Origin of the sequence: Streptomyces sp. G7(2002), from assembly GCF_028870195.1 — a bacterium.
GTDB lineage: Bacteria > Actinomycetota > Actinomycetes > Streptomycetales > Streptomycetaceae > Streptomyces > Streptomyces nigrescens.
The window spans coordinates 6406582-6430635 of record NZ_CP102609.1 but is presented as its reverse complement, the minus strand read 5'-3'; the positions used below and the strand labels follow the sequence as shown (position 1 = coordinate 6430635).

The 24054-nt window shown below is 70.5% G+C and carries 20 protein-coding genes; 8 read left to right on the top strand and 12 right to left on the bottom strand.

The window, feature by feature from the left end:
- Positions 1–171 precede the first annotated feature (171 nt).
- Positions 172–801 (bottom strand): TetR/AcrR family transcriptional regulator, encoded by a 630-nt coding sequence (locus NUT86_RS27460; protein WP_274738077.1) that lies wholly within the window; start codon positions 799–801, stop codon positions 172–174.
- Positions 802–962: 161 nt separating this feature from the next.
- Between NUT86_RS27460 and NUT86_RS27455 the strand changes: the two genes are divergently transcribed.
- Positions 963–1736 (top strand): SDR family oxidoreductase, encoded by a 774-nt coding sequence (locus NUT86_RS27455; protein ID WP_159486242.1) that lies wholly within the window; start codon positions 963–965, stop codon positions 1734–1736.
- Between the two features lie 251 nt (positions 1737–1987).
- A complete protein-coding gene (nagB, locus tag NUT86_RS27450; protein WP_274738074.1) occupies positions 1988–2770 on the top strand; it encodes a glucosamine-6-phosphate deaminase in 783 nt (260 codons plus the stop codon).
- Between the two features lie 259 nt (positions 2771–3029).
- Here nagB and NUT86_RS27445 read toward each other — a convergent pair whose 3' ends face one another.
- From NUT86_RS27445 to NUT86_RS27430, 4 genes are all read right to left on the bottom strand, one after another.
- Positions 3030–4592: a glycoside hydrolase family 3 protein gene (locus NUT86_RS27445; protein WP_274738072.1), complete on the bottom strand. Its 1563-nt coding sequence runs from the start codon at positions 4590–4592 to the stop codon at positions 3030–3032.
- 8 nt (positions 4593–4600) lie between these two features.
- Complete coding sequence (locus NUT86_RS27440; RefSeq protein ID WP_018089497.1) at positions 4601–5431, bottom strand: carbohydrate ABC transporter permease; 831 nt, start codon at positions 5429–5431, stop codon at positions 4601–4603.
- The gene (locus NUT86_RS27435; RefSeq protein WP_274738069.1) at positions 5428–6420 is read right to left on the bottom strand and encodes a carbohydrate ABC transporter permease; all 993 of its coding nucleotides are present in this window, start codon (positions 6418–6420) and stop codon (positions 5428–5430) included. The genes NUT86_RS27440 and NUT86_RS27435 overlap by 4 nt, the downstream gene beginning before the upstream one ends.
- A gap of 135 nt (positions 6421–6555) precedes the next feature.
- Complete coding sequence (locus NUT86_RS27430) at positions 6556–7824, bottom strand: extracellular solute-binding protein (RefSeq protein ID WP_266439419.1); 1269 nt, start codon at positions 7822–7824, stop codon at positions 6556–6558.
- A gap of 241 nt (positions 7825–8065) precedes the next feature.
- Between NUT86_RS27430 and NUT86_RS27425 the strand changes: the two genes are divergently transcribed.
- From NUT86_RS27425 to mctP, 3 genes are all read left to right on the top strand, one after another.
- Positions 8066–8824, top strand: a complete 759-nt coding sequence (locus tag NUT86_RS27425) for a GntR family transcriptional regulator (protein ID WP_018089494.1) — start codon at positions 8066–8068, stop codon at positions 8822–8824.
- A gap of 210 nt (positions 8825–9034) precedes the next feature.
- Complete coding sequence (locus tag NUT86_RS27420) at positions 9035–9295, top strand: DUF3311 domain-containing protein (protein ID WP_159486252.1); 261 nt, start codon at positions 9035–9037, stop codon at positions 9293–9295.
- Between the two features lie 59 nt (positions 9296–9354).
- Complete coding sequence (gene mctP, locus NUT86_RS27415) at positions 9355–10986, top strand: monocarboxylate uptake permease MctP (protein ID WP_018089492.1); 1632 nt, start codon at positions 9355–9357, stop codon at positions 10984–10986.
- A 75-nt stretch (positions 10987–11061) separates the two neighbouring features.
- Here mctP and NUT86_RS27410 read toward each other — a convergent pair whose 3' ends face one another.
- The gene (locus NUT86_RS27410; protein ID WP_159486254.1) at positions 11062–11649 is read right to left on the bottom strand and encodes a Uma2 family endonuclease; all 588 of its coding nucleotides are present in this window, start codon (positions 11647–11649) and stop codon (positions 11062–11064) included.
- A gap of 440 nt (positions 11650–12089) precedes the next feature.
- On the opposite strand from NUT86_RS27410, the gene NUT86_RS27405 reads away from it, so the two are divergent.
- From NUT86_RS27405 to NUT86_RS27395, 3 genes are all read left to right on the top strand, one after another.
- Entirely contained in the window at positions 12090–14522 is a 2433-nt protein-coding gene (locus NUT86_RS27405) for a ribonucleoside-diphosphate reductase subunit alpha (protein ID WP_371874820.1), read from the top strand.
- Positions 14522–15574: a ribonucleotide-diphosphate reductase subunit beta gene (locus tag NUT86_RS27400; protein ID WP_109892491.1), complete on the top strand. Its 1053-nt coding sequence runs from the start codon at positions 14522–14524 to the stop codon at positions 15572–15574. Before NUT86_RS27405 ends, NUT86_RS27400 begins: the two co-directional genes overlap by 1 nt.
- Positions 15575–15670: 96 nt before the next feature.
- Positions 15671–17641: a transglycosylase domain-containing protein gene (locus NUT86_RS27395; RefSeq protein WP_274738065.1), complete on the top strand. Its 1971-nt coding sequence runs from the start codon at positions 15671–15673 to the stop codon at positions 17639–17641.
- 41 nt (positions 17642–17682) lie between these two features.
- Here NUT86_RS27395 and def read toward each other — a convergent pair whose 3' ends face one another.
- From def to NUT86_RS27365, 6 genes are all read right to left on the bottom strand, one after another.
- The gene (gene def, locus NUT86_RS27390; RefSeq protein WP_018089487.1) at positions 17683–18327 is read right to left on the bottom strand and encodes a peptide deformylase; all 645 of its coding nucleotides are present in this window, start codon (positions 18325–18327) and stop codon (positions 17683–17685) included.
- 68 nt (positions 18328–18395) lie between these two features.
- Positions 18396–19382 carry a tetratricopeptide repeat protein gene (locus tag NUT86_RS27385; RefSeq protein ID WP_018089486.1) on the bottom strand — a complete coding sequence of 329 codons (987 nt, stop codon included), beginning with the start codon at positions 19380–19382 and terminating at the stop codon, positions 18396–18398.
- Positions 19383–19802: 420 nt separating this feature from the next.
- A complete protein-coding gene (locus NUT86_RS27380; RefSeq protein WP_446750785.1) occupies positions 19803–21098 on the bottom strand; it encodes an HD-GYP domain-containing protein in 1296 nt (431 codons plus the stop codon).
- Between the two features lie 59 nt (positions 21099–21157).
- Positions 21158–22591, bottom strand: coding sequence for an HD-GYP domain-containing protein (locus NUT86_RS27375; RefSeq protein WP_274738063.1), 1434 nt, complete (start codon positions 22589–22591; stop codon positions 21158–21160).
- A gap of 184 nt (positions 22592–22775) precedes the next feature.
- Positions 22776–23189: a mycothiol system anti-sigma-R factor gene (rsrA, locus tag NUT86_RS27370; protein WP_018089483.1), complete on the bottom strand. Its 414-nt coding sequence runs from the start codon at positions 23187–23189 to the stop codon at positions 22776–22778.
- On the bottom strand, positions 23186–23881 hold the full coding sequence (locus tag NUT86_RS27365; RefSeq protein WP_026169606.1) for a sigma-70 family RNA polymerase sigma factor: 696 nt from the start codon (positions 23879–23881) through the stop codon (positions 23186–23188). The genes rsrA and NUT86_RS27365 overlap by 4 nt, the downstream gene beginning before the upstream one ends.
- Positions 23882–24054: the final 173 nt, after the last annotated feature.

Sequence of the window (24054 nt, the reverse complement as noted above, 5' to 3'; positions counted from 1 at the left end):
GCGCCGAGGCCTCCGATCGACCGGTCCCAGGACGGGTCTGTGCCCCTACCGCACACAGGGGCGCCGCCCGCCCGCAAGACGGGACCGGCCGATGTCAGCTCCGGGCTGCGGTGCCGGACAGGTTGAGGGTCCTGTCCCGGCGCCGCGGCCCGCGGGTGCTTCTGGGGGTCTTCAGCGGGACGCCCCGCTCGCCTTCCGCGGCCACGCCTTGAGCGCCAGCTCGGCGATCGCCTCCAGCTCCGTCCGCTCCGCACCGTCGCGCGCCTGTTGGGACATGCCCTGGATGACGGCGCCGGTGAAGGCGGCCAGCGCGCCGGCGTCGGTATCAGGGGGCAGCTCACCGGAGGCGATGTCCGCACGGATGGCGGCGGCGATCGCCCTGACGTTCGTCAGCCTCATCTCCCGCAGGGAGTCGGCGACTTCGGCCGAGGCGGGCGAGATGTTCAGGGCGGCGCTGATGACCAGGCAGCCGCGGGGGCGGCCGGGCAGGGTGTATTCGGTGGCGGCCTCGCGCAGCGCCCTTTCGACGCCCCGGCGGGCGGTCGGCTCCTCGGCCACGGCGCGGGAGAGGAAGCCTCCGTAGAGCCGCCCGTACTCGACCACGACCTCGTCGAACAGGGCCCGCTTGTCGCCGAACGCGGCGTAGAGGCTCGGGGCGCTGATGCCCATGGCGCGGGTGAGGTCGGAGATCGAGGTGGCTTCGTAGCCCCGCTCCCAGAAGGACCGGACCGCCTGCTCCAGGGCCGTCTCGCGGTCGAAGGACCGGGGCCGCCCGCGCTGTTTCGTCTCCTTGGTCGCCATGGCAGAAATTTTATAGCGGTCGGTACGGAAGGCGTGCTACGGTTTTTCTGTAGCGAGCGATACATAAATAGCTCGGTGCGGGGGCGCGTGCGTCGGTGCACGTCGGCGCGCATCCATGTACGTCCGGGACATCCGCATACGGATCGGGGAGGGGCACTGCCATGAGTGCGCTCAGCGGCAAGACGGCACTGGTGACGGGAGGCAGCAGAGGGATCGGCCGGGCCATCTCGGAACGGCTGGCGAGGGAGGGCGCGCGGGTCGGTGTGCATTACGGCCGGGACGGGACCGCGGCCAAGGAGACCGTCTCGGCGATCGAGGCGGGCGGGGGCCAAGCCTTCGCGATCCAGGCCGAGCTGGGGGTACCAGGAGACGCCGAAGCGCTGTGGGCCGCATTCGACGAGCAGGCCGAGGGCCTGGACATCCTGGTCAACAACGCCGGGATCAACAAGGCCGCCGACGGCACGCTGAAGCGGATCGAGTCGGTGACGGCGGAGGATTTCGACCTCCTCTTCGCGGTCAACACCAAGGCACCGTTCTTCATCGCCCAGCAGGCACTGCCCCGGCTGCGGGACGGCGGGCGGATCATCAACACCTCGACCGGACTGACGCGGGGCGCGGCCAAGCCCGAGTTGATCGCCTATGCCATGACCAAGGGCGCGATCGATGTGTTCACCTCGACGCTCGCCAAGGATCTGGGCCCGCGCGGGATCACGGTCAACGCGGTGGCGCCCGGGGCGGTGAACACCGATATGAATGCCGCATGGCTGCAGGGCGAGTCCAATGCCGAGGCGCGACAGCGGGTCAGGGAGATATCCCCGCTGGGCCGGATCGCCGACCCCACCGATATCGGCGACATCGTGGCCTTCCTCGCCTCGGACGACAGCCGTTGGGTGACGGGGCAGTGGATCGACGCGACGGGTGGCGCGCTGCTCTGACGAAGCGCCGTCCGGCGGGGCGGCCAGACGGCCGGTCGGACACCGGGCGGTCGGACACCGGACACGGGGCGCCGGACACGGGACGCCGGACACAAGGCACCAGGCTCCCGGGCACCAGGCTCCCGGGCACCGGGCACCGGGCACCGGGAAAACTTGACCGGCCGTTCGGATGTGCCAACGCGTTCCAGGGGTCACCCTCTGCTAGATTGGTCTATACCACATGGACCATTCTCCAGAACGGCAGGCCAAGCGTGGAAGTTGTCATCGTTCCGGATGCCGTGGCGGGCGGCGAGCTGATCGCGGAGGCCATCGCCACCCTGGTGCGCCGTAAGCCCGACGCGCTGCTCGGTGTGGCCACCGGCTCCACCCCGTTGCCCATTTACGAGGCGCTGGCGGCGAAGGTCCGGTCCGGTGCGGTGGACGCCTCACGGGCGCGCATCTGCCAGCTCGACGAGTACGTCGGACTGCCGGCCGGGCACCCTGAGTCCTACCGTTCGGTGGTCCTGCGCGAGGTGGTCGAGCCACTCGGCCTCGATGAGCAGTCCTTCATGGGCCCCGATGGTGCGGCCGAGGATGTCCAGGCCGCCTGCGAGGCGTACGACCGTGCGCTGCGCGAGGCGGGCGGTGTGGACCTCCAGCTGCTCGGTATCGGCACGGACGGGCACATCGGCTTCAACGAGCCCTGCTCGTCGCTCGCTTCGCGTACCCGTATCAAGACGCTGACCCAGCAGACCCGGGAGGACAACGCCCGGTTCTTCGACAGCCTCGACGAGGTGCCGCACCACGTCATCACCCAGGGCATCGGCACCATCCTGGAGGCCCGCCATCTGGTGCTGCTCGCCACAGGCGAGGGCAAGGCCGACGCGGTGGCCCATGCCGTCGAGGGCCCGGTCGCCGCACTGGTCCCGGCCTCAGCACTGCAACTGCACCCGCATGCGACGGTCGTCGTGGACGAGGCCGCCGCCGCCAAGCTGAAGCTCGCCGACTACTTCCGCGCCACCTACGCGGCAAAGCCGGACTGGCAGGGCCTCTAGGTCTGCCCGGTACGCCTGGCCGGTCCTGGCCGGTGTACGCCTGGCCGGTGTACTCCTGGCCGGTGGGATCAGGGTCGGACCGCCCCTGGGGAGGTTTCGGCCGCCGCCAGGCGCGGAGTCGCGGCCCGGGCTTGCGCCGGGTGGCGGACTCCGGCGTCCGTAGAGGCCGCGTGGTCTTCCGCCGGGCACCGGGCTCCGCCCCGTGGAGACAGGGGGCCATGTGCTGGAGGACGGTCTCCGGCGCGAAGCGGCAGTGGCATCACTCGCCGGGCGAAAGCCGCTGGTCCGTGAGGGCTTCGGCGGCGGCTTGGGCGCAGACTCGGGCGGCGCCGTGGGTGGCGAGGTGGAGGGCGCCTTGGGGTGGGGCCTGGGGGACGCCCATTTCGACGACCGCGGTGTCGGGGCGGGCGGCGAGGAGGGTGCTGAGCGCTTCGGCCATCCAGGGGTGGCGGTGGACGTCGCGGACCACGGCGACGACGCGGCGTCCGGCGGCCGCGGTGAGCAGGCCGTCGACCAGCGCGGCGGTGCCGGCCGCGGCGGCGGCTTCGGCGGTGCAGGTGGCGGTCTCGGTGCCCGGGAGGAGGCGGGCGAGTTCGGCGGCGACGCCCCAGGGCGTCTCGTCACCCACGGCGATATTGGCGAGGGGGGTGAAGGCGGCGACGTAGGCGGGCTCAGCCAGGGGCGCGTATGGGCCGGCGGCGGTGAGGCGCAGGGCGCGCCGGGCCGCGGTGAGGCCGATTCCGGGCGCGGGCGCGGCCCCCTCCTGCTCCCCCTCCCCCACATCCGCGCTCCGGGTCCGGCCCGCCAGGGCGCGCACCCGTGCCGCGGCGTCGGCGAGCCGCTGCTCCGGCAGTTCGCCGTCGCGCACCGCCCGCACCAAGGCGTCGCGCAGTCGCAGCACGATGTCCTCGTCCGCCAGTCCGCCGCCCACGCAAATGGCGTCGGCACCGGCCGCGAGAGCCAGTACGCTGCCGCGCTCGATGCCGTAGGTGGCGGAGATGGCCTGCATCTCCATCCCGTCGGTGACGATCAGCCCGTCGAAGCCGAGGCCGCCCTCGGTGGCGGGGGCCCGCAGCAGACCGTGCAGCGCGGCCGGGCTGAGCGTCGCCGGGTGCTCACCGTCCAGCGCGGGCAGCAGGATGTGGGCGCTCATCACGGCGCGGGTTCCGGCAGCGACGGCGGCGCGGAACGGCACCAGTTCGCGTTCCTGGAGGGTGGGCAGATCGGCGGCGATACGCGGCAGGTCGTGATGGGAGTCGACGGCGGTGTCGCCGTGGCCGGGGAAGTGCTTGGTGCAGGCAGCGACGCCCGCGGACTGCAGGCCCTCGACATAGGCGGCGGTGTGCCGCGCGACCAACTGCGGATCGGCACCGAAGGAGCGGACGCCGATGACCGGATTGCCGGGGTTGGAGTTGACGTCGGCGGAGGGGGCCCAGTTGAGGTTGATGCCGCAGTCGGCCAGCCGTCGGCCGAGTTCGCGGGCCACCGCGCGGGTCAGGGCGGTGTCGTCGACGGCACCGAGCGCATGGTTGCCGGGGAAGGAGGAGCCGCCGCGTACTTCGAGGCGGGTGACATCGCCGCCCTCCTCGTCGATGGCGACGATCAGTTCCTCGCGTTCGGCGCGCAACCGGCCGGTGAGTGCGGCGAGTTGTGCCGGATCGGCGACATTGCGGCCGAAGAGGCCGACCGAGACCAGGCCCTCGCCGAGCCGGCGCAGCAGCCAGTCGGGCGCGGTGGTGCCGGTGAAGCCGGGCTGGAGGACGGCGAGCGCATCGCGGGTGAGGGTGTCGGCGGAGCGTACGGAGCGTACGAGGGGCGTCATGAGCTGCGTTATCCCTTCACGGCGCCGGAGGTGAGACCGCCGACCGCCTTGCGTTGCAGGAACAGGAAGAGCACCAGGATCGGGACCGCGAAGATCGAGGCGGCGGCCATGGTGGCACCCCAGTCGTCCCCGAACTGGGTCTGGAACTGCGAGAGCCACAACGGCAGGGTGCCCATGGCCGGTTCCTTGTTGAGGACCAGCACCAGCGGGAACTCGTTCCAGGCGGTGATGAACCCGAAGAGCGAGGTGGCCATCAGGCCGGGCGCCAGCAGCGGGAAGACGACCTTGAGGAACGCCTGGCGGCGGGAGCAGCCGTCGACCATCGCGGACTCCTCAAGCTCCTTGGGCACTGCGGCGACATAGCCGCGGAGCGTCAGCAGGGTGAAGGGCAGCACCATCAGCATGTAGAAGAAGGTGAGCGGCAGCAGGCTGTTGAGCAGGTCCGCGTCCCGGACGATCAGGTAGATCGAGATCACCATGACCTCCCAGGGAGCCATCTGGGCGACCATGAAGGTCAGCAGGATGCCCTTACGCCCCCCAAAGCGCATCCGGGTCAGGGCGAACGCCCCGCAGAGGGCGATCACCAGCGAGAGACCGACGGCGAACACGGTCACCAGCACCGAATTCCCCGCCAGGATCCAGAAGTCCGGGGCGTTCACGGCCGTCGCGAAGTGTTCGAGGGTGCCGTGGACGGGGAACCACACGGGGTCCTCGGTGATGATGTCCCGGGTCGGCTTGAAGGCCGTGCTGAACATCCAGTAGACGGGGAAGACGAAGCCGAGGGCGAGCACGGCCGCCGTCGCGTTGGGCCAGACACGGCCGGCGAGAGAGCGCTTCACAGCTCGTTCTCCTCTTGCTGTTCCTGCTTGACCGTCAGACGCAGGTAGTACGCGGTCATGACCAGCAGCACCACGATCGTCAGCAGGGAGATCGCGGCCCCCATGCCGAAGTGGAGGTTGCCGACGCCCTCGGTGAAGGCGTAGATCGGCAGGGTTTCGGTGAGCCGGTCGGGGCCGCCCTCGTTGATGGCGAAGATCTGCGGGAACGCCTTGAAGACCCAGATGATCTCCAGAAACGTCGTCGCGAGGAAGAACGGCCGCAGGAAGGGGAAGGTGACGGAGGTAAAGACCTTCCAGGTGCCGGCGCCGTCCATCCTGGCCGCTTCGTAGAGCTCATTGGGGATGGTCGTGGTGGCGGCGTAGAGGTTGAGGGCCACGAACGGCAGCGACTGCCAGACGATCAGTACGGTGATGACGAAGAACGTCGACAGCTGGCTGCCGACCCAGTCGTAGTGGGCCATGGAGTGCGCACCGAGCCTGTCCAGCAGCCAGTTGACGACGCCGTAGCGGGAGTCGAAGAGCCACTGGAAGACGGTGGTGGCGGCGATCACCGGCATCGCCCAGGTCAGCACCAGTGCGAGGGACAGCGTCAGCCGCATCTTCTTGCCGAGCCGGGCCAGCAGCAGACCGATCAGCACACCGAGGACCATGATCAGGACAACATTGACCGCGGTGAAGACGAGGGTGCGGAGGGTGACCCGCCAGAACTGCTCACTGCCCAGGATCTCCTGGTAGTTGCCGAACCCGCGCCAGTCGGTGAGGTGCTGGATCAGCTCCTTCATATTGAGGTTCTGGAAGGAGAGCAGGATGTTGCGGACCATGGGCCAGCCCAGGAGGACCGCGGTCGCGAGCAGGGCCGGCAGCAGCAGGAGGTAGGGGGCGCCGCGCGCGGCCCGCCGGCTGCCTCCGCCGCGCCGGGTGGGCGGTGCGCCGCCCTTGCCGGTCCGCGGCGCGGGCCGGTCCACCACGCCGTCGAGCTGCACTGCCATGGCCCCTGCTCCCCCTCGTATCCCGTCAGACCTCGGTGCCTCCGCGGTGCACACATGCCGGCCGCGGACGGCCGGCCGGCACACCGCCCGGTGGTGCCGGTGGGCGGGTCCGCGCGCGGGCCCGCCGGGCGTCCGTTACTGCTTGGCGAGTCGCGCGTTGATCTCGGACTCGATGTCCTTGGCGGCATCGGCCGGGGACTTACCGCCCAGCACGGCGGTCATATAGCTCTTGATCGGGTTCGGCAGGTTCTCCACCGCGGCCCACTGGGGAATCAGCGGGGTGGTGCCCCCGGACTTCTCCGCCGCGGGCGCGGCGGCCGCCACGGCCGGATTCTCCTTTCCGGCATCGGCCAGGTCAGGGGATTTCGGAGTCCAGCCGGATTCCTTCACCATCTGCCGGTCGTTCTGCTTGGACAGCGCGACCTTCAGGAATTCCTTGGCGAGTTCCTGCTTCTTGCCCATTCCGGCGACGGCGAAGTTGGAGCCGCCGAGGAAGACGCCCTCCGGCTTGTCCGCGGTCTCCCCGGGGATGGTGAAGAAACCGATGTCCTTCTTCATCCCGGGGTTGGCCTTGAGGGCGGTGGCGGCCTCGTAGCCCATGGCGATGACGGCGCCGGTCCGGCCCTTGGCGAAGACCTCACCCTGCTGCGGGGTGGCCTCGTCCTTGTTCTTGGGGGCGGTGCTGAAGGCCTGGTACTGCTTGTAGATGTCCATGGCCTTGGCGACCTTGGGGTCGCCGAGGTTGGAGACCCACTTGCCGCCCTGCCGCTTCACCAGGTCGGCACCGGTGCCGAGGGTCAGGCCGTCGAAGAAGTACCAGTTCTGGCCGGGCAGATACAGCGGCGCGGCGTCGGTCTTCTTCTTGATGGCGTCAAAGGCCTTGAAGAGCTCGTTGCGCGTCTTGGGGGTGCCCTTGAGGCCGGCCTCGGCCCAGATCTTCTTGTTGTACATCACCACACGGTTTCCGGCGAACCACGGCAGTGCGTACTGCTTTCCGTCGACGAGCGACGACTTGTTGAAGGCCTCGTTCCAGTCGGCGCCGATCTCCTTCTTCAGATCGCCGAGTTCGGCCAGGGCACCGGCCTGGGCATAGGCGGCGGTCTGGGTGTTGCCGATTTCGACGACGTCCGGCGGGGTCTCCTCGGAAAGGGCGGTGCTCAGCTTCTGCTGAATTCCGTTCCACTGCTGGACCTTGAACTCGACGGTGGCGCCGGTCTTCTTCTTGAACTGCGCGGAGACCTGCTCGGTCCACTGCGCCGGATTCGAACCGCTCATCACCCAGACGGTCAGCTTCTGGCCCTTGAAGCCGTCCGCGCCCGTCTTCTCGCCGCCGCCGGACCCACAGGCAGCGACACCCACCAGCATTCCCGCGACCGCCGTCGCCGCTATGAGCCCACGCTTCATTGCGCTCTCCCCCCAAGGCCGGGTGTGGTCTTTAATGGTTTAGACCAGTGCCCGCAGCTTGGCCTAGACCTTTTGGGGTGTCAAGGGTGTATAAGAGTCGCTGTCAGGTCCGTTACCGGACCGACATCTGGCGGGCCGGGACCTGCAAGGGAGCGCGGGAAACCCACCCGTGCCACGATGTGAGCCGCTACGTACGGAGGAGCCGGTGACGGCAGCACGACAGGAGTCGGAGAGGCGGGTCATGGACACGGACGGGGGCAGTAGTGCCGAGAGCGGCGGCACACGGACCGCACGGGTGCCCAAGTACTACCGCCTCAAGCGGCACTTGCTGGAAATCACCGAGACCCTGCCACCCGGCACCCCGGTACCGCCCGAACGCACCCTCGCCGCGGAGTTCGACACCTCGCGCACGACGGTGCGTCAGGCCCTGCAGGAGCTGGTCGTCGAGGGCCGGCTGGAGCGCATCCAGGGCAAGGGCACCTTTGTCGCCAAGCCCAAGGTTTCCCAGGCCCTGCAACTGACCTCCTATACGGAGGACATGCGGGCCCAGGGCCTGGAGCCGGCCTCCCAGCTGCTGGACATCGGCTATGTCACGGCGGACGACCGGCTCGCCGGCCTGCTGGACATCGCCGCCGGCGGCCGGGTGCTGCGCATCGAACGGCTGCGGCTGGCCAGCGGCGAGCCGATGGCCATCGAAACCACCCATCTGTCGGCGAAGCGCTTCCCCGCCCTGCGCCGGAACCTCGTCAAATACACCTCCCTCTACACCGCACTGGCCGAGGTGTACGACGTCCGTCTGGCGGAGGCCGAGGAGACCATCGAGACCTCCCTCGCCACCCCGCGCGAGGCCGGTCTGCTGGGCACGGATGTCGGACTGCCGATGCTGATGCTCTCCCGGCACTCGCTCGACGCGCAGGGGCAGCCGGTGGAGTGGGTGCGCTCGGTCTACCGCGGCGACCGTTACAAGTTCGTCGCCCGGCTGCGCCGCCCCACGGACTGACCCGTTACCCGGGCCGGGCGGAGCGCCCGCCGCCCGGGCCGCCCCCTGCCCTGCCGCCGCCGGATCCGCCCCCGCGGGGACCGGCGGCGCAGGTCGCGGCTGTGTGGATTCTTGATACCGATATGCGGACAGCTAGTGACGCGTGCCACTGCCCTGCCATAGATTTCCAGCCGATTGCACAGGAGACAGCCAGGGGACGGAGCCACGGTCATGTCACAGTCAGCCGCATCACCGGATCGCAGACAGGTCGTCACGCCCACGCGTGTGGTGGCCGGTCTCTGCCTGATCGCTCCGTTCGTGGCGATGCTGTGGGTGAGCTCGTACGCCAGGATCGAGCCGACGTTCATCGGGATCCCGTTCTTCTACTGGTACCAGATGCTGTGGGTGCTGATCTCGACCGCGCTCACGACCCTCGCCTACAAGCTCGTGCAGCGTGAGCAGCGCGCCCGCAAGGGCGGTGCGGCCCAGTGACTGTCACCACGACCGCAACGAGCGCTCCGGGCGCTCTCGCCGCTTCCCAGACACAGGGCGTGAACGGCGTCGCACTGGCCGTCTTCGTCTTCTTCTTCCTGGCCGTGACGGTCATGGGCTTCCTGGCCGCCCGCTGGCGCAAGGCCGAGCAGTCCGCCAACCTCGACGAATGGGGCCTGGGCGGCCGCAGCTTCGGCACCTGGGTGACCTGGTTCCTGCTGGGCGGCGACCTCTACACCGCTTACACGTTCGTGGCCGTCCCGGCGGCGATCTACGCGGCGGGCGCGGCCGGCTTCTTCGCCGTGCCGTACACGATCCTGGTCTACCCGCTGATCTTCACCTTCCTCCCCCGCCTGTGGTCGGTCTCGCACAAGCACGGGTACGTCACCACCTCCGACTTCGTCCGCGGCCGCTTCGGCTCCAAGGGCCTGTCGCTGGCCGTGGCGCTCACCGGCATCCTGGCCACGATGCCGTACATCGCCCTCCAACTGGTCGGCATCCAGGCCGTCCTGGACGTGATGGGCATCGGCGGCGGTGAGCACACCAACTGGTTCGTCAAGGACCTGCCGCTGCTGATCGCGTTCGCGGTGCTGGCCGCCTACACCTACTCCTCCGGGCTGCGCGCCCCGGCACTGATCGCCTTCGTCAAGGACGGGCTGATCTACCTGGTCATCGCCGTGGCGATCATCTACATCCCGATCAAGCTGGGCGGCTTCGACGCGATCTTCGACTCGGCCGGCAAGGCGCTGGCCGAGCCCGGCCCCGTCCCCGGCAAGCCGCGCGGTGAGCTGACCAGCGGGCCCAACGCCCAGTGGGCGTATGCGACCCTGGCGCTCGGCTCGGCGCTGGCGCTCTTCATGTACCCGCACTCGATCACCGCGACGCTGTCCTCGCGCAGCCGCAATGTGATCCGCCGCAACACCACCATCCTGCCGCTGTACTCCCTCATGCTGGGCCTGCTGGCGCTGCTGGGCTTCATGGCGATCAAGGCCGGTACGGACATCCAGGGCAATCCGCAGCTGGCCATCCCGCAGCTGTTCGAGGACATGTTCCCGAGCTGGTTCTCCGGTGTGGCGTTCGCCGCGATCGGCATCGGCGCGCTGGTGCCCGCGGCCATCATGTCGATCGCCGCGGCCAACCTCTTCACCCGCAACGTCTACAAGGACTTCCTCAAGCCGGCCGCCACTCCCGAACAGGAGCACAAGGTCGCCAAGCTGGTCTCGCTGCTGGTGAAGGTCGGCGCGCTGGCCTTCGTCCTCACCATGGACAAGACGGTCGCGATCAACTTCCAGCTGCTGGGCGGCATCTGGATCCTGCAGACCATGCCGTCCCTGGTCGGCGGGTTGTTCACCCGCTGGTTCCACCGCTGGGCGCTGCTGACCGGATGGGCGGTCGGCATGCTCTACGGCACGCTGGCTGCCTACGGCGTCGCCAGCCCGACCCAGAAGCACTTCGGCGGCTCCAGCGCGGAGATCCCCGGCATCGGTGAGATCGGCTACATCGGTCTGACCGCCTTCGTGCTGAACGTGGTGGTGACGGTCGTTCTGACCTTCGCCCTGAAGGCCCTCAAGGCCCCCGACGGCATCGACGAGACCAGCCCCTCCGACTACACGGCGGACGCCGGCGACAAGGACGTCACCGTCGAACTGCCGCCCGCCACAGCGGGAGCGGGGGCACCGGCCGGACACTGAACCACCGGCCGTCCGGCTTCCCGCCTCGGGCCGTCGCATCCTTCGGGACGCGGCGGCCCGTTGCTCTGCGCGGGTTCAGCTCACCCAGTCCTTCAGCTGCTCGGTCTCCAGGGTGATGCCGACGGGGTCGGGAAGGCGTATCCGTCTTCCGTACGACACGCTGTGCCTGACCGCGTGGCGACCGCCGTCGGGCTCACTGTGAACCAAAACCTGACGGGATTCCCGATCGACCAGCAGATAGAGCGGAATGCCGGTCTCCGCGTACACACGAGGCATCTCCACCCGATCGCGCTGATCGGTGTCCGCATCATGGGAGGTAACCGCGACGACCATGAGCGCCGGGTCAGGATCCGCCCATTCCCCTCGGCCCGCGAAGGCACCGCTGGGGGCCAGTTCGCCATCAGGGCGGGCGCGGCCGACGCGATGTGCCTGCACCTTGAGTCCCTGGTCCCGATACAGCCACAGCTCGGGGCGCGCCTGAACACAGCGGCGCGTCAGCCACTCCATGATGCGACCGTGGCTCCCGTCCGGTACAGCCTTGCTCCTGATCTTCCCGTCGGTGAACTCGAGCCGCGCGCCCTTCTCCAGGCGGGCAAGTATCTGGGCGACCTCTTCGAAATGCCCGGTCTCCATGATGTGCGGCCGGTCGACGAGTGCGGTCATGGAGCCTCCTTCTGCTTCTCCCGGCAAGGCCGAGACCGTGCAACCGACCATAGCCGAGGCCACTGACAGACACCGTGTGATCACTCACGACACACTAGATATGGGGGTGCACTTGAGGGGCCACCACCACATGTATGCTCGTCCTCGCTGTCGCCGCAGGGGAATCCGGTGGGAATCCGGAACTGTCCCGCAACGGTGTAGGAGCGCGCTCGGCCGGCCGATCCCGGCCCTGGGCGCGCGCCCGTGTAGTCCGAGGACCTGCCGACGGTACGCCCGCACCGCCATGGGTGCGGACGTCGATACGTCCGGGCCCCGAGGGTTGGGCCGGTGGACGCCGCGCGGTGTGCCCGCGCACCCCTGACGTCACGGGGTGCCGCATGCCCGCGTGCGCCCGTCGTGCCCGCCCCTCCCGGCCCCCGCCGACTGAGGGAGAGCACCACGTGACCATCGCGCCAACGGAGCCCGCGTCAGACGCCGAGGTCGTGCCGCCCGTGGTGGCCACGCCTCCCGGTTCCGCCGACGGCGGACCGGGCGAGGACGGGCCGGGGGTCGCGCTGCTGCGCACCCTGACCCAGCTGACCGAGGACCTGACCGCGACCGACCCCGGGAAGGTGGCCGCCGCCGCCCTGCGGGGCCGGCACGCCGGCTCCGACGAGGCCGAACTGCGGTCGCTGGCCACGGATGCCGCGGCCGGTCTGATCGGTGACGAGCCGCAGTACTCCAAGCTCGCGGCGCGGCTGCTCACCCTCGCCATCGCGGAGGAGGCGGCCGGACAGGGGGCGGTCGCCTTCTCCGCCTCCGTCGAGGTCGGCCACCGTGAGGGGCTGATCGCCGACGAGACCGCGGAGTTCGTACGGACCCACGCCGCCCGGCTGGACGCGCTGGTCGACCAGGCGCTCGCCGACGGTGCCGACGACCGCTTCGGGTACTTCGGGCTGCGGACCCTGCACTCGCGCTACCTGCTGCGGCACCCCACCACCCGTCAGGTCATCGAGACCCCCCAGCACTTCCTGCTGCGGGTGGCCTGCGGTCTCGCCGAGGACCACAGCGACCGCGCCCTGGACGATGTCGCCGAGCTCTACCGGCTCACCAGCTCGCTGTCCTACCTCCCCTCCTCCCCCACCCTCTTCAACTCCGGCACCCGCCACCCGCAGATGTCGTCCTGCTATCTGCTGGACTCGCCGCTGGACGAGCTGGACTCGATCTACGACCGCTACCACCAGGTCGCCCGGCTCTCCAAGCACGCGGGCGGCATCGGCCTCTCGTACTCCCGTATCCGCGCCCGCGGTTCGCTGATCCGCGGCACCAACGGGCACTCCAACGGCATCGTGCCGTTCCTGCGCACCCTGGACGCCTCGGTCGCGGCCGTGAACCAGGGCGGCCGGCGCAAGGGCGCCGCCTGTGTCTACCTGGAGACCTGGCACGCGGACATCGAGGAGTTCCTGGAGCTGCGGGACAACACGGGTGAGGAGGCGCGCCGTACGCACAACCTGAACATCGCGCACTGGATCCCGGACGAGTTCATGCGCCGGGTGGAGGCGGACGCCGACTGGTCGCTGTTCTCGCCCTCGGACGCCCCGGAGCTGGTGGACCTGTGGGGCGACGCGTTCGACGCCGCCTACCGGAAGCTGGAGGCCGAGGGCCGGGCGCTCAAGCAGATCCCGGCCCGGGTGCTGTACTCCCGGATGATGCGCACCCTGGCGCAGACCGGCAACGGCTGGATGACGTTCAAGGACGCCGCCAACCGCACCGCCAACCAGACCGCCGAGCCCGGCCAGGTCGTGCACTCGTCCAACCTGTGCACGGAGATCCTGGAGGTGACGAACGACGGGGAGACCGCGGTCTGCAACCTGGGTTCGGTCAACCTCTCGGCGCACCTGGGCGAGAACGGTGAGATGGACTGGGAGCGGCTGGACGCGACCGTCCGCACCGCCGTCACCTTCCTCGACCGCGTGGTGGACATCAACTTCTACCCGACCGAGCAGGCCGGGACCTCCAACTCCCGCTGGCGCCCGGTCGGCCTGGGCCTGATGGGCCTGCAGGACGTCTTCTTCCGGCTGCGGCTGCCCTTCGACTCGCCCGAGGCGCAGGAGCTGTCGACCCGTATCTCCGAGCGGATCATGCTCGCCGCCTACGAGGCGTCCGCCGATCTCGCCGAGCGGCACGGCCCGCACCCGGCGTGGTCCGCCACCCGCACCGCCCGCGGGGTGCTGCACCCGGACCACTACCCGAACGCCGAGCCCCGCTGGGCGGACCGCTGGGCGGCGCTGCGCAGCCGTATCGCCGAGACCGGGATGCGCAACTCGCTGCTGCTGGCGATCGCGCCGACCGCGACCATCGCCTCGATCGCGGGCGTGTACGAGTGCATCGAGCCGCAGGTCTCCAACCTCTTCAAGCGCGAGACGCTGTCGGGCGAGTTCCTGCAGGTCAACGCGTACCTGATCGAGGAGCTCAAGGCCCTGGGGCTGTGGGACGCGCGGACCCGGGACGCGCTGCGCGAGGCCAACGGCTCGGTGCAGGACGTCGAGTGGATCCCGGAGGAGGTCCGGGCGCTGTACCGCACGGCGTGGGAGATCCCGCAGCGCGCGCTGATCGACATGGCCGCGGCCCGTACGCCCTACCTCGACCAGAGCCAGTCGCTGAACCTCTTCATGGCGTCGCCGACGATCGGCAAGCTCAGCTCGATGTACGCCTACGCCTGGAAGCGCGGCATCAAGACGACGTACTACCTGCGCTCCCGTCCGGCGACCCGGATCGCCCAGTCGGCGCGCGGCACCGCGGCCGCGGCCGCCCCCGTACCGCAGCAGGCCACCGACCCCGAGGCGGTCGCCTGCTCCCTGGAAAACCCCGAGTCCTGCGAGGCCTGCCAGTAATGACCACCGAGACCCCCAACGCCTCCGCCGCGCACACCGCCACCACCGGCACGAAGAACCTCCTCGACCCGGGCTTCGAGCTGACCCTGCGTCCGATGCGGTACCCGGACTTCTACGACCGCTACCGGGACGCCATCAAGAACACCTGGACCGTGGAGGAGGTCGACCTCCACTCCGACGTCGCCGACCTCGCCAAGCTCTCCCCGGGTGAGCAGCACATGATCGGCCGGCTGGTGGCGTTCTTCGCGACCGGCGACTCGATCGTCGCCAACAACCTCGTGCTGACGCTCTACAAGCACATCAACTCCCCCGAGGCGCGGCTGTACCTGAGCCGTCAGCTCTTCGAGGAGGCCGTGCACGTCCAGTTCTATCTGACGCTGCTGGACACCTACCTCCCCGACCCGGACGACCGCGCCGCGGCCTTCGCGGCGGTGGAGAGCATCCCGTCCATCCGCGAGAAGGCGGAGTTCTGCTTCAAGTGGATGGACTCGGTCGAGAGCATCGACCGGCTGGAGTCCAAGGCCGACCGGCGCCGCTTCCTGCTCAACCTGATCTGCTTCGCGGCCTGCATCGAGGGGCTGTTCTTCTACGGCGCCTTCGCGTACGTGTACTGGTTCCGCTCCCGCGGGCTGCTGCACGGGCTGGCCACCGGCACCAACTGGGTCTTCCGTGACGAGTCCATGCACATGGAGTTCGCGTTCTCGGTGGTGGACACCGTCCGCGAGGAGGAGCCCGACCTCTTCGACGACAAGCTGGAGCAGCAGGTCACCGAGATGCTCAAGGAGGCCGTCGAGGCGGAGCTGCAGTTCGGCCGCGATCTGTGCGGTGAGGGCCTGCCGGGCATGAACACCGCGTCGATGCGCGAGTACCTGCAGTGTGTCGCGGACCAGCGGCTGCAGCGGCTCGGTTTCGCGCCGGTCTACGGGTCGGAGAACCCGTTCTCCTTCATGGAGCTGCAGAACGTCCAGGAGCTGACCAACTTCTTCGAGCGCCGGGCCTCCGCCTACCAGGTCGCCGTCGAGGGTTCGGTCTCCTTCGACGACGACTTCTAGCAGCATCCGCGACGCCCCTTCGCCCTGGCGACACGCCGTTTGTGAGCGTTCTGTTACCTCGGCAACCGGAGCCAGGGCCGCCACCTCTAACGGGGCATGAAGGGAACGAAGGGGCATCGCCGGTTCCTCGACTATCCGCGGCAGGGGCGGGAGGGCCCACGCCGCTGGCTGCCGTCATGGCGCCAGTGGCTCGGAGTCCTCTCGCTCGGCATCCTGGGCCTGGCCGGGCTGTTCGCCGTTGTGTACGCGAAGATCGACGTGCCCGACGAGAACGACCTGGCGGGCCAGGAAGCCACTGTCTACCACTGGGCGGACGGCAGCGAGATGGTGAGCGTGGGTGCCGTCAACCGACAGAACGTCAGCCTCGACAAGGTGCCCGACTCCGTCGAGAACGCCGTCATCGCCGCGGAGAACGCCACGTTCTACACCGACTCCGGTGTCTCGTTCAAAGGCATCGGCCGCGCCGTCGTCGCCATGCTCACCGGCGGGGAGACCCAGGGCGGCTCCACCATCACCCAGCAATATGTGAAGAACACCTATCTCTCGCAGGACCAGACGGTCACCCGCAAGCTGAGGGAATTCATCATCTCGCTGAAGGTGAGCAACCAGAAGTCCAAGCACGACATTCTGCGCGGATATCTCAACACCAGCTGGTTCGGCCGCGATTCCTACGGGATCGAGGCCGCTGCCCATGCGTATTACGGCATTGACGCCAGAGAACTGAACCCCAGCCAGGGCGCCGTACTGGCCGCCGTGCTGAAGGGGTCGGAGCAGTTCGACCCGGGGCTGAGCAAGGCCAATCACGCGCGGGCCGAGGCCCGCTGGGCGTGGATACTCGACCGGCAGGTCGCCACCGGGAAGATGAGCCAGAAAGAGCGGGCGAAGTACCGCACCTTCCCGGAACCCCGGAAGTTGTCGAAACCCACCAGCCAGGCCGGCCAGACCGGCTATCTCATCGATGTCGCCAACAAGTTCATCAAGGCCGACACCGGGCTGACCGCAAAGGACCTGGCGCGCGGCGGCTACCAGATTCACACCACCTTCGACAAAAAGCGCACACACCGCCTGGAAAAGGCGGTCAACGAAGTGCGCCGGGACAAGATCGATCCAAAGCACCGCGCGTCCGACACCTTTGTGGAGTTCGGCGCGGCCTCCGTGCGCCCCAAGGACGGGGCGCTCGTCGCGCTGTACGGCGGCGCGGACGCCACCAAGCACTTCAGCAACAACGCGGACACCACGGCGGTCCCGGCCGGCTCCGCCTTCAAGCCGTTCGTGCTGGCGGCCGCGCTCCAGGAGCAGGCCTACGACACCGACGAATCCGAGGACCTCGCGAAAGCGCGGGCGGACGGCCAGAAGACCGCCGCCGAGGAACTGGGCGGGGCCCTGCTGAAGGCCCAGAACCCGCCGTTCGTCCAGGCCGGGCAGCGTATCGGGCTGGAGCGCATCCGGGATCTCGCAGTGGCCGCGGGGCTGCGCAAGGGGAGCATGGCGCGCCTGGAGCAGACCTTCCCGCTGGGCACCTCCGCGCCCAGCGCGATCCGTATGGCGAGCGCCTACGCGACCTTCGCCAACGGCGGGCTGCACACCGAGCCGTACGCGGTGTCCGAGATGACCTACAACGGCAAGAAGGTGCCGGGCCTCGGCCGCCCCGAGGCCGAGCAGGTCCTCGACGCCGGGGTCGCCCAGGAAGTGTCGTCCGCCCTGGAGATGGTGGGCTGGCGCACCCTGAGGCCGGCGGGCGGGGCGGCGGCTCAGCGGCCGGTGGCGGCCGGCAGCACCGAGCCGGGCGACCGGATGAAGTCGGCGTGGTTCATCGGCAGTCCGCCGGCCGGCGGCCCGGACATCGGGCCCGGCACCGGGACCGACGCGGAGAAGTGGCAGTGGGCCCGCCCCGGGCAGCTGCCCGGCGCCGGTGACGGCGACGAGCCGACCACCGCCGTCACCATGTTCCGCAACAAGGCGGGCGCCCCGGAGCTGCTGCCGATGGAGGGCGTCGGCGGTACCGGGAGCAAGCTGGGGACGACCATCCCGCCGAAGATCTGGCAGGCCTACCAGCAGGGGTCCTGACGCGGACGGGCGCCCGGCCGGCAGCCGGGCGCCCGCTCGCCTCAGTCGTTGGCGACGACGGGGTAGCGGGGCTCCCGCTCGGCCATCTGCTTCAGCGCGTCCTTGCGGTCCCGCTTGCTGAGCCGGTCGATGTAGAGGTAGCCGTAGAGGTGATCGGTCTCGTGCTGCAGGCAGCGCGCGAAGTAACCGGTGCCCCGGACCGCGATCGGCTCGCCCTTGGCGTCCTGGCCGCGGACCACGGCGTAGTCGGGGCGGGCCAGCTCGGCGTAGGCGCCGGGCACCGACAGGCAGCCCTCGTTGGAGTCGTCCAGGATCCGGCGCTCGGCGGGCAGCTCGTCCAGGACGGGGTTGCAGATCGCCCCGACGTGCCGGACGCCCTCGTCGTCCAGGCAGTCGTAGACGAAGACCTTCAGGTCCACACCGATCTGGTTGGCGGCCAGGCCCACGCCCTCGGCGGTGCGCTGGCTGGCGAACATGTCGTCGATGAGCCGGCCGAGGTCGTCGTCGAACGCCGTGACGTCCTTGCACTCCTTGTGGAGCACCGGGTTGCCGACGACCGTGATCGGCCGCGAGGCGCCGCGCTCACGATGGGCGGTCTCCCGCTCCTCGGCGTCCGTGACGTCGTCGATGAACTCCTCGTCCACGCGCCGGTCACCGTCTTGATCAAACACAGGCTGCTGGGCCATCTCCGCCGTACGCCTTCCTGAAAACCCTGAATAGTCGCCCTACAGCCTACGGGGACGCGGCCGGGCCCTCAGCAGACCTCTTCAAGATCACGCCATTCCCGGGTGTCCGGGCTGTCCGCGACCCAGCCGTCCAGCAGGCCGCGTACCAGGGCGGACGGCGCCGCGATACCGCACTCCCGCTCCGGTACCCACAGCGAACCGGAGCCCGCGGTGCGGTGGCCGAGCGGTCCGGGGTGGCCGGGCTCACTGTGATCGTGCGGGTCGAGATGCTCGCCCTCGCCCTCGTCGCTGGGCATCCGGCTCTCCGAGCACGTACGGCACAGCAGCCGCACGGAGGACGACCAGTCCTCGGCGGCGAAGCCCGCATCGGCCGCCAGCCGCTCCAGGGCGTCCCGGTCGGCCTCCGTGGCGGCCTCCAGGAGCACCACCCAGGTGGGGACCGGGGAGGGCGCCCACAGCTCGATCTCGTCGAAGACCGGGTACGAGGGGCCCGCCGCGGTGGTCCGCTCGCCGTGCGGAACGCCGTCGTGCAGCACCACCTCGCCCCAGCGCCGCCCGGAGGACGGCAGCGGGATGGACAGCACCTCGATACGGGCCGGGTCCAGCCGGCGGCCCCAGACGACCTCGGCCTCGCCCTCCGGGGAGAGCCGGACCGCGGCGCTGCCCAGGGCCATACCGAGCGGTTCGCCGGACGGTGAGCCCCCGCCGGGGACCTTGAGGCCGTACGCCTGCCAGGCACGGCGGGCCAGCGGCCAGTCCTGGAGAGCGGTGGCGGCGATGCCGACGTTCCACCAGTCGGGCGCCCCGGTCTCGCGGTCCAGCAGCGCGACCGCGCGCAGTCCGGCGGCCCGGGCCTGCTCCCAGTCGTGCCGGAACTTGTGCAGCAGGGCGAGGTTGAACCAGGACTCCGAGAGCCACGGCTCCATGTCCGCGGCGCGGGTCAGCAGCGCTCCCGCGTCCTCGTAACGGCCGTCGCCGATCAGCGTGAAAGCGCGGTCGGTCGCCTGCCGCCACGAGGCGGAGGGCCGGTGCCGTACCTTGCCGAAGATCCTCACGATTCCCGCCTGCTGGTTGCTCTTGATGCCGCTCCGGAGGTGTCCCGAGAGGCGCCCGGGGCCATCTGAGGGGCCCACTCGACAACCTGCCACAGATTGCCGCCGGGCTCAGCCCGGTTTGCCGGTCCCCTGCGGCTCCTTGCCCTTCGCCGACCCCCTGAATCCCCTGAGAGGGGCTCCCTTCGCATCCAACCATGCCCATCTCGGAGGCCGCTCATTACCCATGGGTTCCACGACCTCCGGGGCCTTGCGGAGGCTCCACCGCGGGGCTGTGACGGCTGGGGCGGGTGGGGTGTCTCCAGGGGCCGCCGCGCGTCGGCCATCGCCCGTTTCCGGCATTGTCGGGACATAGGCACCCGGGAGAGCATTCCGCACGGGGAGAGCGGGCACGGCCGCCGCGCGCCCCCTCGGCCCGACGTCTCACACCGCCCGGCCGCCGCAGGCCAGGACCCTGGCCAGCGCCTCGACGACCCGGGGCTCGTGGTCCCGGGCGGTGGACAGCCGCAGCTGCTCCAGGGCGCGCAGCGGGCCGCCCGGTCCCGCGGACTCCCCCGACAGGTCGTCGTAGGCGTTGACGGTGCGGACGATACGTGCCGTGACCGGCTGCTCGCGGTACGGATCGGCCTGCCGCTCGACGATCACCGCGACCTCCGCGGGGACGCCGGTCTGCCGGACCACGGCGCCGCCCAGCAGCGCGATCCGGCGCTGTTCGGCGGGCGGCAGCGGCGCGGTCGCCCCATACGGCACCGGGTCCAGCAGCGAGAGCTGGCCGATGTCATGCATCAGCGCGGCATGTTCGAGCACATCCAGATCCGGTGCGTTCAGGCCGAGTTCACGGCCCACGGCGCGGCTGAGGGCTGCCACCCGGCGGGCGTGGCCGTGCGGGGTGTAGCCGGCGATCTCGGTGGAGCGGGCCAGCGAGGCGATGGTCTGGCGGTAGGTGGCGCGGACGGCCGCGAACCGCCGGAAGGCGAACTGGGTCAGCAGCAGCGGCAGACAGAACACCGGCAGCGCCCACAGACCGGCGACCGCGGTGGCCAGCGAGATGACCACGCCGGTGGCGCAGATCGCCGAGCCGATACCGGGCAGCGCCCGCAACTCGTCGCGCAGCAGCGGACCGTACGGCCAGCCGGTGCGGGCCCGGGCGAGCGCGGCCACCAGGACCGCGTCGCACAGCGCGGTCAGCACCAGCAGACCGATCAGGAAGAACGGGTAGACCGGACCGGAGGCCACCCAGGAGCCCAACGTCCCGGTGTTGTAGAGGGGCTGGAAACAGGTGGCGGCGAAGCCGGTGGTCAGCACCCGGCGGGCCAGAGGGTCGAGCACCGGTCCCTGGCCGCGGGCGAGCTGCGGGACGGTGCCGACCAGGCCGGCGGCCAGGACCACGGCCACGGTCTGGGTGACGCCATGGGTCGTCGGCCGTCCGCCGGCCTCCCCGAGCAGGGCGTAGGCGAGGGCGCCGGCCGCGGCGAGCGGTGCGCCTTCGCGCGCCCCCGGCACCCCTGCGCACCCGCCCGCCGGGGCGGGCCCCCGGCCCACCAGCTCGCCCACCGTGATCAGCACCCCGAAGGCCAGCGCGATCCCGGGTTCGGCCAGGCCGTCCCACAGCGTCCGGCCCAGCGACCAGCACGCCAGCGCGGCGGCCGGGGCGTAGACGGCGGCGACGACGGCGCTGCCGGAGGCGCACGGCGCCGCGGTGCGCGGGGCTCCGGCCACGCGGGGCTCCTCCCGGCGCCCGGGCGGCCGGACGCGCCGGGGCTCCTCCGGGGCGCCGCTCACCGCGCACCGTCCCGCCCGGCCCGTTCGGGCAGCGGTACGGGTGCCACCGGGGCGGGCGCCCCGCCCCCGGCGTCCCGCGGCGTGACGTTTCCCCGCCCGGACCGCCCCGTGCCGGGCTCCGGGTCCGCCGCCGTCACCAGCTCCGGATGCCAGCCGTAGCGGTCGAGCGAGGCCACCAGCGCGCGGACCATCCGCGGGTCGAACTGCGCACCGGCGCACTTGCGCAGCTCCGCGACAGCCACCGGAACCGGCCGGGCCCGGCGGTAGGAACGGGTCGAGGTCATCGCGTCGAAGGCGTCGGCGACCGCCACCACCCGTGCGAATTCCGGGATGTGATGCCCCCTCAGCCCGTAGGGGTAGCCGCGGCCGTCCAGTCGCTCGTGGTGGTGCAGGATCGCCGCCCGCGCCTCCTCCAGGAAGCCGATGCCGCGCACGATCTCGTGTCCGTACTCGGGGTGCAGCTCGATGACCCGGCGCTCCTGCGGCGTCAGCGGCCCGTCCTTGCGCAACAGCCGGGTGGGGACGCCGAGTTTGCCGACGTCGTGCAGGATGCCGGCGAACCGCAGCGCCTCGATACGGTCCTCCGCCATGCCCAGCTCCCGGGCGATCATCACCGAGGCGCGTCCGACCCGCTCGCTGTGCCCGCGGGTGTAGCGGTCCTTGATGTCCACGGCCTGGACCAGGGCGCGGATGGTGGCCTGATGGGCGGCGCGCTCCCGGTGGTACCGGTCGAAGACCCAGCAGGAGAGGTACATCGGCAGCAGCACCAGCAGCGCCGCCGGCGGCCCGTACGAGCTGCACCACAGCACCGCCATCATCAGCCCGGCCAGGCCGTGCACCAGGTGCGGCCCCAGTGAGCGGCTCAGCAGCCCGCGCCAGGCGGTGCGTACGGGGTGCCGCTCGGCGGTGGCCAGCACCCCGCCGTCGAGCGCAGCGAGCACCGCGCAGAAGGTGGCCGCGGCCGCCGCGGCAGGCAGCAGCACCACCGGGAACTGCGGTGCGGACAGCGGGTGGTGGCCGAGGGCCCGGAAGACCTGGGCGGCCGCACAGCAGGCCAGTGCCAGCTCGGCGGCGTGCCAGAGCCGGCGGGCGGCGGCGGAGCGCGGCTCGGCCGGTGCGATCACCGCGCCGGGGACGGCGGCCAGCGCGGCCAGCGGCGGCGGCAGCAGAAAGACCCCGGCGAGCAGGACGGGGCTGGCCCATCCGGCGGGGAATCCCCCGGAAGCCCCGGAGACCGTGCCGTAGGGGACCCGGCTGCCCGGCAGCGGGCAGCGGCGCAGGAGTTCACACAGTCCGTACAGGGTGGCCAGGGCGAGGGCGCTGTTCCAGGGGGCGTCGGCGCCGAGCCCCACCGCGGGGGCGGTACACAGCGCCGCGGCCAGCGCGGCGCAGCCGATATACCCTCGTGCGGCCGCCGGAAGTCCTCGCATCGCGCCCTCCTCGCCCTGCCCACCGCTCCCCCGGGCTCGTACGGAGCCGGGGACCCCCGTCGCACTGCATCCGCAGTGCGCTCGGGTCGGTGAGAATAGAGGGGCTGGGGCGCCGGGGAAGGCGGATCAGCGGATCGGGCGGGACGATGGCCCCGCCCCTCACCCCTTGGGGTGATGTGCCGCGTTATTCGGCCCGCGCGGCCTCGGTACGTGCATCGGTGGAGCCGGTCGCGTCGGCCGGACCGGTCCCCTCCTCCGCCGCGGACGCCTCGGCGTCCGCCTGCTCACGCTGTGCCTGTTCCTTTTTGGCCTGTTCGAGCACGCTCACCTCGGGGACGGTCTCCCCGGCCCGGATGAGCTCGATCCGGCCCATGACCTTGGAGCGCAGATCGCTGGGGACGTCGTCATGGCCGCAGCAGCGCTTGACGAGCTTCTTGACGGCCTGCTCCAGGCCGTACTTCTCCAGGCACGGCGAGCATTCGTCGAGATGCACCTGGAAATCTGCGCACTCCCCGGCGGGCATCTCCCGGTCGAGATACTCGTAGAGGTGGTCAAGGACCTCTGAGCAGTCCTTCTCGTGCGGCTCTCCGCAGCTCATGATCCCGAGCCTTTCCGGTCGTGCGCGTCCGACGTCTGCGTGGCCTGGGGGTCACCGGCCGCCGCCCCCGCAGGGACCAGCCCGCGCTCACGGGCGTAATCCTCCAGCATGCCGCGCAGTTGGCGCCGGCCGCGGTGCAGACGGGACATCACCGTGCCGATGGGTGTCCCCATGATGTCCGCGATCTCCTTGTACGCAAAGCCCTCCACGTCCGCCAGGTAGACCGCGATACGGAATTCCTCGGGGATCGCCTGGAGCGCGGCCTTCACGTCCGAGTCGGGGAGGTGGTCGAGCGCCTGCGACTCGGCGGAGCGCAGCCCGGTCGACATATGTGACTCGGCGCGCGCCAGCTGCCAGTCCTCGATCTCCTCGGCGGCACTGCGCTGGGGCTCACGCTGCTTCTTGCGGTAGGAGTTGATGAAGGTGTTCGTGAGAATGCGGTAGAGCCAGGCCTTGAGGTTGGTGCCCTCCCGGAACTGGTGGAAGGACGCATACGCCTTGGCGTACATCTCCTGCACCAGGTCCTCCGCGTCGGCCGGATTGCGCGTCATGCGCAGCGCGGCGGAGTACATCTGGTCCAGGAAGGTGAGCGCATCCCGCTCGAAGCGCGCATTGCGCTCGACGGCGCTTTCCTGGGGCTTCTCCTCAGCCGTGCCGTCGGTCCCTGCGTCGGTACCGGTGACCGGACCCACCTCCTCCAACACCGTCCTGGATCCGGATGCGGACCCACCCGATTCGGAGAATAGACGACGATCCGGTGCCGCCGCCGCTCCAGCCAGGGCGGGCTGCGTCACCTGCATCTGCGACCACGGCAGGTCGGCGGCCGGGCGGGCCGGGCAAGCGATTCCCATGCGGCGGACTCCCA